At 74.7% G+C, this 13,084-nt stretch carries 10 protein-coding genes; 5 read left to right on the top strand and 5 right to left on the bottom strand.

The window, feature by feature from the left end; all coding sequences use genetic code 11:
- Nucleotides 1-86: 86 nt before the first annotated feature.
- On the bottom strand, nt 87-1,364 hold the full coding sequence (locus ABTY15_RS32635) for an MFS transporter (RefSeq protein ID WP_350603492.1): 1,278 nt from the start codon (nt 1,362-1,364) through the stop codon (nt 87-89).
- A 140-nt stretch (nt 1,365-1,504) separates the two neighbouring features.
- Here ABTY15_RS32635 and ABTY15_RS32640 point away from each other — a divergent pair, with 140 nt between their 5' ends.
- Nucleotides 1,505-2,689: an ROK family protein gene (locus ABTY15_RS32640; protein ID WP_350603583.1), complete on the top strand. Its 1,185-nt coding sequence runs from the start codon at nt 1,505-1,507 to the stop codon at nt 2,687-2,689.
- Nucleotides 2,690-2,855: 166 nt separating this feature from the next.
- Entirely contained in the window at nt 2,856-4,034 is a 1,179-nt protein-coding gene (locus ABTY15_RS32645) for a PLP-dependent cysteine synthase family protein (RefSeq protein ID WP_350603496.1), read from the top strand.
- Between the two features lie 26 nt (nt 4,035-4,060).
- On the opposite strand, the gene ABTY15_RS32650 is transcribed toward ABTY15_RS32645, so the two are convergent.
- From ABTY15_RS32650 to mscL, 4 genes are all read right to left on the bottom strand, one after another.
- On the bottom strand, nt 4,061-6,496 hold the full coding sequence (locus ABTY15_RS32650; RefSeq protein ID WP_350603500.1) for a right-handed parallel beta-helix repeat-containing protein: 2,436 nt from the start codon (nt 6,494-6,496) through the stop codon (nt 4,061-4,063).
- Between the two features lie 236 nt (nt 6,497-6,732).
- Complete coding sequence (locus ABTY15_RS32655) at nt 6,733-7,608, bottom strand: MOSC domain-containing protein (protein ID WP_350603502.1); 876 nt, start codon at nt 7,606-7,608, stop codon at nt 6,733-6,735.
- Between the two features lie 241 nt (nt 7,609-7,849).
- Complete coding sequence (locus ABTY15_RS32660) at nt 7,850-8,653, bottom strand: DUF6643 family protein (protein ID WP_350603506.1); 804 nt, start codon at nt 8,651-8,653, stop codon at nt 7,850-7,852.
- A gap of 393 nt (nt 8,654-9,046) precedes the next feature.
- Nucleotides 9,047-9,496, bottom strand: coding sequence for a large conductance mechanosensitive channel protein MscL (gene mscL, locus ABTY15_RS32665; RefSeq protein ID WP_350603510.1), 450 nt, complete (start codon nt 9,494-9,496; stop codon nt 9,047-9,049).
- A 386-nt stretch (nt 9,497-9,882) separates the two neighbouring features.
- On the opposite strand from mscL, the gene ABTY15_RS32670 reads away from it, so the two are divergent.
- The 3 genes from ABTY15_RS32670 to ABTY15_RS32680 all read left to right on the top strand — a co-directional run bounded on the left by ABTY15_RS32670 (nt 9,883) and on the right by ABTY15_RS32680 (nt 13,052).
- Nucleotides 9,883-11,178, top strand: a complete 1,296-nt coding sequence (locus ABTY15_RS32670; RefSeq protein ID WP_350603515.1) for a glycosyltransferase family 4 protein — start codon at nt 9,883-9,885, stop codon at nt 11,176-11,178.
- 160 nt (nt 11,179-11,338) lie between these two features.
- A complete protein-coding gene (locus tag ABTY15_RS32675) occupies nt 11,339-12,025 on the top strand; it encodes a thiol:disulfide interchange protein DsbA/DsbL (protein ID WP_350603518.1) in 687 nt (228 codons plus the stop codon).
- 151 nt (nt 12,026-12,176) lie between these two features.
- Nucleotides 12,177-13,052: an alpha/beta fold hydrolase gene (locus ABTY15_RS32680; protein ID WP_350603520.1), complete on the top strand. Its 876-nt coding sequence runs from the start codon at nt 12,177-12,179 to the stop codon at nt 13,050-13,052.
- Nucleotides 13,053-13,084: the final 32 nt, after the last annotated feature.

Raw genomic sequence — 13,084 nt, forward strand, 5'->3', positions numbered from 1 at the left:
CAGGGCCGGCCCCACGGCCGACGCCAAAGCCGAGCCCGCGGCCACCTCTCAGGACCGACCCCGGGCCCGGCGGGGTACGGCAGCCGTCACCGGCGCCGGACGGTCCACGGCAGGGCGGCGGCCAGCGTGCTCGCCACCGCGACCGTGGTGAGGGCCGAGGGCAGTCCGGCCGCGTCGGCGAGGAAGCCGATCACCACCGGTCCGATCAGCATCCCGCCGTAGCCGAGCGTCGAGGCGAGCGCGACCCCCTGCGGCCCGCCGGCCGCGCCGGCCCGGGCGATGGCGAGCGGGAAGAGGTTGGCGAGGCCGAGGCCGACCAGCACGAACCCGGCGATCGCGAGCGGCACCAGCGGCGCGAGGGCGGCGAGCAGCATGCCGGCCGCCGCGAGCAGTCCGCCGGCCAGCATCAGCCGGGTCTGACCGAGCCTGATGGACAGCCAGGTGCCGCCTATCCGCCCGCTGGTCATCGCGAACGCGTACGCGGCGTACCCGGCGGCGGCGGTTCCGGCGCTCGCGTGGACGTCGTCGGTGAGGTGGAGGGTGGTCCAGTCGGCGACCGCGCCCTCGCCGTACGCGGTGCAGAACGCGGTGAGCCCGAGCAGCACGACGAGCAGCCGGGCCTGCCGGGCCTGCCGGGCGGGGGAGGGGCCGGCGTCGGGGGTGTCGGTGGAGTCGGCTCCGTTCCGGCCGGGCGCGACCAGGGGCGCGGCGGGGCTGCGCAGCAGGACGACGCCGGCCCAGGCGGTGACGGCGAGGCCGAGCAGGCCGCCGAGGGCGAGCGCCGAGGCGGTGCTGAGGGTGGTGGCGAGGAGTCCGCCGGCGCCCGCGCCGAGCAGGCCGCCGAGGCTGTACCCGGCGTGGAAGCTGGGCATGACGGGTCGTCGCAGCTGCGCGACCAGGTCGACGGCGGCGCTGTTCATCGCGACGTTGGCGCCGCCGTACCCGGCGCCGAACAGCAGCAGCACGCCGCCGAGCGCGGTGACCGAGTGGGTGTGCGCGGGCAGCGGGACGGCGAGGCTGAGCAGGGCGAGCGAGCCGACGGTGACCGGGCGTGAGCCGTACCGCAGGCAGAGCCGGCCGACCAGGGGCATGGTGAGGACGGCGCCGATGGACAGGCAGAGCAGGGCGAGTCCGAGGGTGCTGTGCGAGGCGCTGACCTGGCTGCGGACGTCCGGGATGCGGACCACCCAGGTGGCGAAGAGGAAACCGTCGACGGCGAAGAACGCGGTGAGCGCGAGGCGGGCGGCGCCCCAGGCGCCGTCGGGACTGTCGGTGGTCCGGGGTGTGCTGCGAGACTGGGGATCGGGTTGCGGGGCGGGCCGGTCGGTTCGGGTGTGGGATTGGATTTTGTTTCGAAGCGGCACAAAGTCACAATAGGGGCGTGCAGCTCTCACCTTCAAGTCCTCGCCCCGGCGCCGGGACGGGCCCCGCGACCGGTCCGGCGGCCGATCCCGACGGCCAGCGCGACGCCCACCGCCGGGCGGCCCCCGACCGCGGTCGGACGCTGCTCGGCCCCGCGCTCTCGCTCATCCACATCGGACAGACGCCCACCCGCTCGGCGCTCACCCGCGCGCTGGACGTCACCCGAGCCACCGCGGGCGCCGTCACGGCCGAGCTGGAGGCGCTGGGTCTGATCACCGTCGACTCCCGGCCGGCCGGCGGCGGTCGCGGCCGCCCCTCGCACCGGCTCGCCATCGACCCGCAGGGTCCGGTCGTGGTCGCCGGGCAGATCCACGCCGACGGGCTGAGCGTGACCCTGGCCGGTCTCGGCGGGCTCCTCGACCCGCCGGTCCATCTGCCGCTGCCCGCTGCCACCGACCCCGTCCGGATGCTGCGGGCCGTCGCCCAGGCGGGCGCCGAACTCGCCCGGTCGACCAGCCGCCGCTGCCTCGGCGCCGCGCTCGCCCTGCCCAACCCGGTCACCGAACCGGACGGCACCGCGCTCGCCGCCCTGCACTTCGCCTGGCCCAGCGGCACCCCGGTCGCCGACCTCTACGACGTCGAGGTCGGCCGCGCCGACCACGGCCCGCACGCCCTGCGGCCGCTGCCCACCGCCATCGCCAACGACGCCAACCTCGCCGCGCTGGCCGAGTACCGGCACGGCGCCGGCCGCGGCGCCCGTCACCTGCTGCTGGTGACCTCCGGCCACCGGGGCGTCGGCGGCGCGCTGGTGATCGACGGCAACCTGCACACCGGCAGTGCCGGACTCGCCCTGGAGGTCGGCCACCTCACCGTCGACCCGCAGGGCCGCCCGTGCCAGTGCGGCAACCGGGGCTGCCTCAACGCCGAGACCGACCCCGACGCGCTGTTCGCCGCCGCCGGGCTCACCCCGGACCCGGGGCGCCCGCTGCTGGACCAGGCGCGCGAGCTGTGCCGGGCGGCCGCCACCGACGAGCGTGCGCGGGCCGCCGTCGAGCACGTCATCGACCGGCTCGGGCTCGGGCTGGCCGGCGTCGCGAACATCCTCAACCCGGACCGGGTCGTCCTCAGCGGGCTCCACCTCGACCTGCTGGAGGCCGCGCCCGAGCGGCTGCGCGCGGTGGTCGCCGAGCGGTGCCTGTGGGGGCGCAGCGGGCGGGTGCCGATCGTCGGCGCGGAGCTGGCGCACGGTGCGCTGGCGGGGGCGGCGGAGCTGGGGTGGCGGCCCTACCTGGCGGACCCGCAGTCGGTGCCGGTCGGGCTGGGCTGAGCGGCGCGGCTACCGCACGCAGCGTCAACGCGGCTGCCCCGTGCAGCGCCAACGCGGCTGCCGCACGCAGCGATAAGCGGAAGCTGGGTCTTCGAAAATGGTCACTTATCGTGACTCTCATACACTCGTAGTGAGCAATGGGGGGTCGTGACGAGGGAGAGTGACCATGAGCACCCAGCCTGGCGGTGGCCGGCCCGGCATCGAGCCCGGCGTGCCCGGCATCGAGCGCGGCATCGAGCGCGGCATCGAGCCGACCGTCGACGTCGACCGTTCCGACCCGCAGTACCGGGACTGGCTCAAGGAGGCGGTGCGCAAGGTCCAGGCCGACGCCAACCGCTCGGCCGACACCCACCTGCTGCGCTTCCCGCTGCCCGCCGACTGGGGGATCGACCTCTACCTCAAGGACGAGTCCACCCACCCGACCGGCTCGCTCAAGCACCGCCTGGCCCGCTCGCTCTTCCTGTACGGGCTGTGCAACGGCTGGATCCGCCCCGGCAAGCCGGTCATCGAGGCCTCCAGCGGCTCCACCGCCGTCTCCGAGGCGTACTTCGCGCAGCTCATCGGGGTGCCGTTCATCGCGGTGATGGCCAAGAGCACCAGCCAGGCCAAGATCGACCTGATCGAGTTCCACGGCGGCGAGTGCCACCTGGTCGAGCGGTCGGACGAGGTGTACGCGGCCTCCGCCCGGCTCGCCGAGGAGACCGGCGGCCACTACATGGACCAGTTCACCTACGCCGAGCGGGCCACCGACTGGCGCGGCAACAACAACATCGCCGAGTCGGTCTTCGCCCAGCTGCGCCTGGAACCGCACCCCGAGCCGGCCTGGATCGTCGCGACCGCCGGGACCGGCGGCACCTCGGCGACCATCGCCCGGTACGTCCACTACATGCAGTACGACACCCGGATCTGCGTCGCCGATCCGGAGAACTCCTGCTTCTTCGACGGCTGGGTGCGCCACGATCCGGACGCCGTCTGCGACAGCGGGTCCCGGATCGAGGGCATCGGGCGGCCCCGGATGGAGCCGAGCTTCGTGCCCGGGGCGGTCGACCGGATGATGAAGGTGCCGGACGCCGCGTCGATCGCCGCGGTGCGGGTGCTGGAGCAGGTGCTCGGGAAGAAGGCCGGCGCGTCCACCGGCACGGGGCTGTGGAGCGCGCTGGGCATCGTCGCCGAGATGCGGGCGGCCGGGCGGCGCGGCAGCGTGGTCGGGCTGATCTGCGACCCGGGCGACCGCTACCTGGACAAGTACTACTCGGACGACTGGCTGGCCGGCGAGCGGATCGACATCGCGCCCTACCGGGCCGTCCTGGAGTCCTTCCTCGCCGGCGGCGCCTGGACGGGCTGACGCCCGCCGTCGTCGCCTCCCCCCGGTCAGGGCAGCGGCGCGGTCGGCAGGTCGGCGGGGACGAGGAGTTGGAGCTCCTCGGTGGACGGGTCCGCGAGGTGGGCGACCCGCATCGCGTGCCGTTCCACCATGGTCTCGAAGACCTGCCGCGCGGTGCGCCCGTTGCCGAAGTTGGGCCCGCGCTCCAGCCCCGCGAAGTGGTTCAGCAGCGCGCCCTCGGTGGCCTCGGCGAGCGCGTACTCGTGCTCGGCGCACTGGGCCCGGGCGATCTCCAGCAGCTCGTCCGCGGTGTAGTCGGGGAAGGTGATGGTGCGGGAGAACCGGGACGAGACACCGGGGTTGGCGGAGAGGAAGCGCTCCATCGCGGCGGTGTAGCCGGCCACGATCACGACCACCTCGTCCCGGTGGTCCTCCATCAGCTTGACCAGGGTGTCGATCGCCTCCCGCCCGAAGTCGCGGGCGCCGTCCTCGGGGGCGAGCGCGTACGCCTCGTCGATGAAGAGCACCCCGCCGCGGGCGCGGTCGAAGGCGGCGGCGGTGCGGATCGCGGTGGAGCCGATGTGCTCGCCGACCAGGTCGACCCGGGCCACCTCGACCAGGTGCCCGCGCTGGAGCACCCCGAGCGAGGCGAGGATCTCGCCGTAGAGCCGGGCGACGGTGGTCTTGCCGGTGCCGGGGGCGCCGGTGAAGACCAGGTGCCGGCGCAGCGAGGGCGCCTTGAGCCCGGCCTGGCGGCGGCGCTTGCCGACCGAGATCAGGTCGATGAGGGTGCGCACCTCCTGCTTCACGGTGGCCAGACCGACCAGCGAGTCCAGTTCGGCCAGTGCCTCGTCGGCGGGCCGGCAGTCGGGGATCGGGGCGATCGCCGAGCCGCCCGAGGGCCCGGCCGATGCCGTGAGCGCGCCGACCGAAGCGGCCAACGGGGCGGTGGCGGTGGCCGGTTGGGAGGCCCGGGGGGCCGGCAGCTCCGCGCCGTGCGGGCCCGTCGGCCCGACGTCGTCCGAGGTGCAGCCCTCCGCGACCGGTCCGGGTTCGGAGAACTCGAAGCCGGCCCGCTCGTTCTGCTCGGCCCGGCAGCGGGTGAGCTGGGTGCGGCAGCCGTCGATGATGTGGAAGCCGAAGCCCTTGCCGTGCGAGACCCGGCAGTCCTCGAAGGTGCCGCGGCCCTGCGCCGAGACGTACACCCCGGCGTCCGTGCTGGCCCGGACGGTGCAGTCGCGCAGCACCGGGTCGGCGCCCTTGGTGACGATCACCCCGGTGGCCACGTCGGAGATCTCGCAGTCGGTGAGCAGCCCGCCGCTGCCGTGGTCGCGGAACCACAGCCCGGTGCCGGCCTCCTGCACCCGGCAGCGGGCCAGCGAGACGGTGGCCCCGCCGCTGACCGAGACCGCCGAGCTGCGGATCCGGCTGAACGAGCAGCCCTCGGCGGTGGCGGCGGAGTCCCGGTCGAGGACGAACAGGGCGTCCGGCAGGTCGTGCAGCGAGCAGTCGGTGAGCGTGAGCCGGGCGCCGTCGCTGACCCACAGCGCCGGGTACTCGCCGGTGGAGCCGTGGAGCTGGCAGGACTCGGCGACGGCCTCGGTGCCCTGGTCCCAGACCGAGAGCGCCCCGCGCCCGAAGTCCCGGACGGTGCTGTGGACGAGGCTGAGCCGGGACCGGCCGCGCAGATCGGCGCCGTTCTCCGGCAGGTCGTGCACCCGGCAGCCGGTGAGGACGAGTTCGGCCTCGCCGTCCAGGGTCAGGCCGTTGCCGGTGACCCGGTGGATCTCGCAGTCGACGAGCCGCCCGCCCGCGTGCGCCTCGGCCTGCACACCGCTGCCGCGGATCTCGTAGATCTCACAGCCGGTCAGCTCGGCCGCGCTGCCCGGGTCGGAGAGCAGCACGCCGGCGCCGGAGGCGTGGTGCACCCGGCAGCGTTCGAGGGCGGCGGTGGCCCCGGCGAGGACGGCGATCCCGGCCTGCCCGGCGGCCGCGACCTCGCACTCCTCGAAGGCGGCGGCGGTGCCCTCGCCGCGCAGCCGCAGCCCGAGGCCGGACGGATTGGCGATCACGCAGCCGCGCAGGGTCGGCCGGGCGCCGCCGCCGATCTCGATCCCGGCGGCGGAGCGGGTCTCGATCCGGCAGCCGCTGAACGCGGGTGTCGCCTGCGGCCCGGTGACCAGGACGGCCGGGACGGAGCTGTCGCCGCCCTCGACGACCAGGTCGCGGACGGTCGCCGGCGCGGTGACGGTCAGTGCGACCCCGGACGGCGGCTCGATCCGGACGGTGCCCGGGCCCTGCGCCGGGACGATCGTCACCGGCTTGTCCAGCAGCACGTTCTCGCGGAAGGTCCCCGGCCGGACGGTCACGGTGTCACCCGGTTCGGCCGCCGCGAGGGCCTCCGCGAGGGTGTCGTACTCGCCGGCGCGGCGACGCCAGCGGGATGCGCTGTCCTGGGTGACCCGGACCCTGTGCTCAGCCATGACGGTCTGTCGTCCCCACCTTCGTCGTGCCGGCGATCAGCGGGCCGTACGCGCGGGGGTGCGCGGGCCGCCCGCCCACCGTAGCGCGCCCGCGCGGGTGGTCCGGCCGCCCACCGGCACGTGGGCACCGGAGGCTCCCGCCGTCACCACAGGTTCCGACCACTTGTTTCAACGAGCGCGCACAGCCGTGGTTCCGGACCGGGCCGGCGAGGTCGTTCTCCCTCGGGACGGCCGGCCTACGCCCCGTCGGCCGACCAGTGCGCCCCGTCCTCCAGCACCTCGACCTCGTCCCCGAGCCGCAGCGTGCCGAGCGCGTCACCGACGACCCCGGCCGGGCGCTCGGGGATCAGGTTCTGCCCGAACGCGGCCTTCCGCAGCAGCCGGTGGTGCTTGGCCAGGCTGCGCAGCGGCTCGGGCCCGCGCCGCTCGCCGCTCTCCTGGTCGGTCGTGGTGATCACGCAGCGCCCGCAGGGCTTGACCACCTTGAAGGTCAGCCCGCCGATCCGGATCCGGCGCCAGCCGTCCTCGGCCCACGGCTCGGCGCCGGCGACGACCACGTTGGGGCGGAAACGTTCCATCGGCAGGATCTCGTGGCCGTCCGGGTGCGCGGCGGCGATCAGCTGGTTGAGCGCGTCCAGCGAGGCGGTGGTGGTGAGCAGCAGCGGGAACCCGTCGGCCATCGACACGGTGTCGCCGGGCGCGGAGTAGTCCGGGTCGGTGGGCCGGGCGTGCGGGTCGTCCAGGTGGACCAGGCGGTAGTCGCCGAGGCGCTCGGCGATCCACAGCTGCGCCTCCTTGGCGGCCTCGGCCGCGTGGAAGCGGTCGCCCCAGACCTCGACCTCGGCGAGCGGGTCACCGGCGGCGACGGAGGGGGCGGGGACCTCGATCCGGGAGCCGTCGGGGGCGGTCAGGGAGAGGGCGCCGCCGGGGAGGAGGGCGGGCCGGACCTGTCCGAGGGCGGCGTTCTCGCGCTGGCTGACGAAGCGCCCGTTGGTGTCGGCGAGCATCCAGCGGCGGTCTCCGGCCAGGCCCCAGGGTTCGACTGTGGCGGCGTCCGGGCTCAGGCGGTACATGGACTTGACGGGGTAGACGTGGAGTCCGGTGAGCTGCATCCCCCCATCCTGCCAGCCGTGATCGTCCGCCGGAATCCCGCGGTCGTCCGGTACCCGCCCGCCGCACCGGTCCGGCACCGGCCCCGTACGCGCACGGACCGCCCGGACGCCGTGGGGGCGGTCCGGGCGGTCCGTGGATGACCCGTTTCTCCGTACGTCCGGCGCCGCGGTGCGGGCGCCGGGTGGTGCTCAGGTGGTGCGGGTGCGGGCCGGGTGGGGTCGGCCCTGGGGGGTCAGTGGCTCAGTAGCCCTGGCCCTGGGCCTGGTAGCCACCACCGCCCTGGAAGTGACCGGGCTCGCCGTACTGGCCCGGGCGCTGCGGCTGCATCGGGCGGACCGGCGCGACCGGCGACATGGCCGGGCGCAGCTGGGCGCCGCCGAAGCCCTGGTCGCCGCCCTGGCCCTGGAAGCCGGGGGCGGTCGGGTTCGGGCCACCGAAGGACTGCTGACCGCCGAAGCTCTGCGGACCACCCTGCGGCTGGCCGCCCGGGTGCCCGGGGCCGAACGCGCCCGGGCCGCCGATCGGCTGCGCGCCGAAGGTCTGCTGGCCGCCCTGGCCGCCGACGAAGGTGTTCTGGCCGCCGAAGCTCTGGCCGCCGGTCGGCTGGTAACCGCCGCTGGCGGTCTGCGCGAAGGCCGGGGCGGCGGGCTGCGGCCGCTGGTACGGCTGGGGGGCGCCGTAACCGGGGACGGGCGGCTGCGGCGCGGAGGCGTACGCCGGCGCGGGCTGCGCCGGGATGTACGCCGTGGCGGGGCCGGCGGAGGGGCCGCTGCTCGGGCCGGGGCCCAGGGCGAGGCGGGCGGGCGGCAGCGCGGGGAGGTTGCTGCCGGCACTCTCGTACCCGTTGCCGTACCGGTTCTCGTAGGACGGGGCGAGGCCCGATCCGTAACCGGACGACAGCGCCGGCGGCAGGGCGGCCGGCACGTTGATGGGCGCGATCTGGGGGACGCCGCGTTCAGCCACGAGGCTGTCGTAAATGGGCGTGCCGGAGGAGAAGGACGGAGAGGGGTAGCCGACTCCGTCGTAGGAGCGGGGCGAGGTCATGGGGCATACGGTAAGCCCACAATGCGCCTGCTGAGGAGAGCGGGAGGGGGAGCAGTTCGAGTGTTTACACAGTCTTCGCTCGCACAAAGGGATCGAAAGTAGGAAGAACGGACATACCGGCGTCCAGTTCCGGACAACCTTGGCGCGCCGTCAGTGATCGAACAGCGCCCGGACGGAGCAGCCGTGATTCCCTGGAGTGACTGGCCGGTGGACGGTCGGGGACCCAGCGGAGAAACTTTTGCGGACGGGGCGTGCGCGGGCGCATTCGAGCCCCCGCCGACGGTCCGACGGGGGCTCGTGAATGTTTCGGGAATAAAGTCCCCGTCAGACGTGTCCGGCCTGGTCCCGTCGGGTCCGGCCGAGGTCCGGCCTCGGTGGGTCCGACCTGGTGCGTCAGCGCGACTGCAGCGCCTGCGTCTGCGCCGGGAAGCCCGGCCGGCCGGACACCTCGGAGGTGCAGAAGGAGCAGCGGCTGGCCGCGGCCGGGATCGAGCTCAGGCACTCCGGGCAGTCGACCTTCTTGACCGGCGCCGGCTTCTCCTTCTCGAAGCGCGCCTGGAGCTTGCCCACCGGCACCACCACGGCGAAGTAGATCACCGCGGCGATCAGCACGAAGCCGATCAGCGCGTTGACGAAGACCCCGTACGGGAAGCGGGTGCCCGCCACGTCGAAGGTCTTCTGGGTGAAGTCGCCGACGGCCCCGGTCGCGACCCCGATGAGCGGGGTGAGGAAGGCGGTGACGAACCCGGTGACCACGGCGGTGAAGGCCGCGCCGATCACGATGCCGACCGCGAGGTCCACCACGTTTCCGCGCAGCAGGAAGCTGCGGAATCCCTTGAACACCGGGTGACTCCAAATCCGTACGGGGGAGGGGGAGATGGGGCGACAGGCGGGGGCCCCGGCCGGACATCCTGCCGACCGGTCCGGGCCAAGGTCCAACCGCGTTCACCCGATCCGCGTAACAGGCGGGCGGGAGCGCCGGCGTCGGCCGGTCGGGGCGCGGGCGCTCCGCGTACCGGGCGATCCCGACGTCCCGTTGCCCGACGTCCCGTTGCCCGGGGCCGGTCCCGGAGCCGCGGCCGGTGCGGCAGCGGGGCGCACAGCGGTCGCAACCGGCGCACGACCGAGGCCGACCCGCGCACATCCGGGGTGCTCGCGCGGGCGCGCGGGCCACCGCCGGGTCGCGCGAAGGGGCTGTACCGCGCGAGGTGCTGTGCCAAGGTCGGTCCATGCCCGACCATACGTCGGCCGATGCGGCCGGAACTCGCCCCCGTATCCTGCACGTGATCAGTGATCCGCGCCGTGGTGGCGCCCAGAACTTCGCCCGTGACCTGCACCGGGAACTGCGCCGCCGGGGCCAGGCCTCCGCGCTGCGCGCCCTAGCCCCGCCCCCGGGTGCCCGGGGCTACGGGCCGGCGCTCCCCGGCCCGCCCGAGGCCCGCTCCGGCTCGTCCGAGGCCCGCTCGGGCCCGCCGGGCGCCCGGTTCGGCGCCGTTGCCGAGGCTCGCGCCGAGCTGTCTGACGAACCGTCAAGTACCAGACGCGCCACGCTCGATGTCCGTCTCCTGGCCCCCGGCCCGCGCGCCGCCCTCGCGCTCGGCCCGGGCCGGCTGCGCCCCGCCACCCTGCGCGCGCTGCGCTCCGCCGCCCGCGCCGCCGACGTGGTCCTCGCCCACGGTTCGGACACCCTGGCCGCCTGTGCCCTCGCGCTGGCGGGCACCCGCACCCCGTTCGTCTACGTCTCCGTCGGCCATCCGCGCTACTGGACGGCGAACCGGCTGCGCCGGGTGCGCGGCGGCGCCCTGCTGCACCGCGCGGCCGCCGTCACCACGCTCGCCGACGGCGCCCGCGCGGTGCTGGAGGAGCAGTTCGCGCTGCCCGCCGGCAAGGTGCACGTGATCCCCAACTCCCGTGCGGCGGAGTCCTATCCGCCCGCCGACGGCCGGGCCGGGCGGCGTGCCGCCCGGCAGGCGCTCGGCCTGCCCTCGGACGTCCTGCTGGTCGCCTGGATCGGCGCGATCGCCCCCGAGAAGCGGCTCGACCTCGCCCTCGACGTGCTCGACCGCCTCCCCGACGTGCGGATGGCCGTCGCCGGGGACGGCCCGCTGCGCGAGGCGCTGGCCCGGCACCCGGCCGCCGCCCGGGCCCACTTCCTCGGCGCCCTGCCCGATCCGGCCCCGCTCTACCGGGCCGCCGACGCGCTGCTGCTCACCAGCGACAGCGAGGGCGTGCCCGGCGCGCTGATCGAGGCCGCGCTGGCGGGGGTGCCCGCCGTCGCGACCGACGTCGGCTGGGTGCACGAGGTGGTCCGGGACGGCGCCACCGGCGCGCTGGTCGCCCCCGGGGACCCGCTCGCCCTGGCCGAGGCGCTGGGCAAGGTGCTGGCCTGCAACGGCCCGGGTCTGGGCGCGGCGGCCCGGGCGCACGCGCTGGAGCACTTCGAGCTGGGCGCGGTGGTGGACGACTGGCAGCGACTGGTCGCCGAGGTGTGGGCGGACAGCACGGCGGCGACCCGCTCCGGCTGACCGTCCGCACCTCGGTGACCAGCCGCGGCCGGGTGCCCGGTCGGAGCTCGGTGACCAGTCGTCAAAGTGTTGGGCGGGTGCTGCGCCGATCGGGCGAATCCGGACGCACCCGCCCGCACCAACTCGCCGGTAACAAGCCGCCGCCAGCACACTGCCCGGTGTGAACTCGAAGTCGCTGCTGCGGTCCACCGTCCTGCTCGCCGTCGCCGCCGGTATTGTCGTGTCCCCGGTCCAGGCCGGCGCGGCCACCCACCAACCGCCCGCCGAGGGCGCCCAGTTCGTCAAACTCGACCACCCGCAGCCGGTGCGCGAGAGTGCCCGCACCGAGGCCCTCGAGTTCTTCTGGTACGACTGCGGCCACTCCGAGAAGCTCGAACAGCCCTTGCAGGCCTGGTCGGAGAAGCACCGCGCGGACGTCCTGCTGCGCCGGGTCCCGGCGATCTGGCCGGGCAGTCCGGAGGAGCGTACGCAGCGCGGGCACGCCCGCCTGTACTACACGCTGGAGCGCCTGGGGCTGGTCGAGCGGCTGCAGACCAGCGCCTTCCGCGCCGTGCACGGGGACAAGTCGGACCTCACCACCGAGGCCACCGCCACCGACTGGGCAGTGCGCCACGGCGTCGACGGCCGACAGTTCCGCGACGCCTACCGCTCCGACGAGGTGCGCCAGTCGGTCGACGACGCGGCCGCCCAGTTCATCCGCTACGGCGTCAACGAGCTGCCGACGGTGGTCGTCCAGGGCGAGTACCGCACCACGCCCAGCACCGCCGGCGGCGTCGAGGCCATGCCCGAGGTGCTGGACTACCTGGTCCAGCAGGAGCAGCTGCGCCGCGTCGTCCGGCCGCGCTGATCCGCGCCGCCGTGCCAACCCTCAGGTGACGTCAGGTCAACCGGTCGGGCCGTCCACGCCGATGGCCCAACCGGTCGCCCGGCCCTTGGCCTGCCGGATGGTCTGACCGTTTCTGATGACCTAACTGGTTCAGTGCGCTTTAATGGTTAGCATGAGCGAGCTGACGATCCCGCACGTCCACCACCGCCACGTCGACCTCGACGGGCTGCGCGTCTTCTACCGTGAGACCGGCCCGGCGGACGCCCCCGTCCTCCTGCTGCTGCACGGCTTCCCCTCCGCCTCCCACCAGTACGCCCGGCTGCTCGACGCACTCGGCACCCGCTACCGCCTGATAGCCCCCGACTACCCCGGCTTCGGGCACAGCGACAGCCCTGCCCCCGACGCGTTCCCGTACCGCTTCGACACCCTCGCCGACGTGGTCGAACGCTTCTGCCTCGCCCTCGGCCTGGACCGCTTCGCGCTGTACGTCTTCGACTTCGGTGCCCCCGTCGGCCTGCGCCTGGCCACCCGCCACCCCGAGTGGATCACCGGCCTGGTGGTCCAGAACGGCAACGCCTACGAGGACGGACTCTCCGACGTCGCAAGGGAGTTCATCGCCAACCGGCACGGCGTCGAGGGCGCCGCCGAACGGGCCCGCAGCATCCTCACCCTGGAGATCACCCGCAGCCAGTACGAGGGCGGCACCGGCGATCCGACCCTCGTCGCCCCCGACGGCTGGACCCTCGACCAGCACTTCCTGGACCTGCCCGGCCGCAAGGACATCCAGGTCGAACTGGCCCTCGACTACCACTCCAACGTCGAGCTCTACCCCGTCTGGCAGCAGTGGCTGCGCACCCACCGCCCGCCCACGCTGATCGTCTGGGGGCGCAACGACCCGTTCTTCACCGAGGCCGGCGCCCGCGCGTTCCTCCGCGACCTGCCCGAGGCCGAGCTGCACGTCCTCGACACCGGGCACTTCGCGCTGGAGGAGAAACTGCCCGAAATCGCCCCGCTGATCGACGACTTCCTCGACCGGATCGGGAAGTAGCCGCTTCGCGGCGGGGATTGGCCGTGCCGTCC

The organism is Kitasatospora sp. NPDC097643, assembly GCF_040302625.1.
GTDB lineage: Bacteria > Actinomycetota > Actinomycetes > Streptomycetales > Streptomycetaceae > Kitasatospora.

Coding starts and splice junctions, on each gene's coding strand:
- ABTY15_RS32645 (WP_350603496.1), top strand. CDS start 2,856: ATGAGCACCCAGCCTGGCGGTGGCCGGCCCGGCATCGAGCCCGGCGTG.
- ABTY15_RS32680 (WP_350603520.1), top strand. CDS start 12,177: ATGAGCGAGCTGACGATCCCGCACGTCCACCACCGCCACGTCGACCTC.
- ABTY15_RS32660 (WP_350603506.1), bottom strand. CDS start 8,653: ATGACCTCGCCCCGCTCCTACGACGGAGTCGGCTACCCCTCTCCGTCC.
- ABTY15_RS32670 (WP_350603515.1), top strand. CDS start 9,883: ATGCCCGACCATACGTCGGCCGATGCGGCCGGAACTCGCCCCCGTATC.
- ABTY15_RS32650 (WP_350603500.1), bottom strand. CDS start 6,496: ATGGCTGAGCACAGGGTCCGGGTCACCCAGGACAGCGCATCCCGCTGG.
- ABTY15_RS32655 (WP_350603502.1), bottom strand. CDS start 7,608: ATGCAGCTCACCGGACTCCACGTCTACCCCGTCAAGTCCATGTACCGC.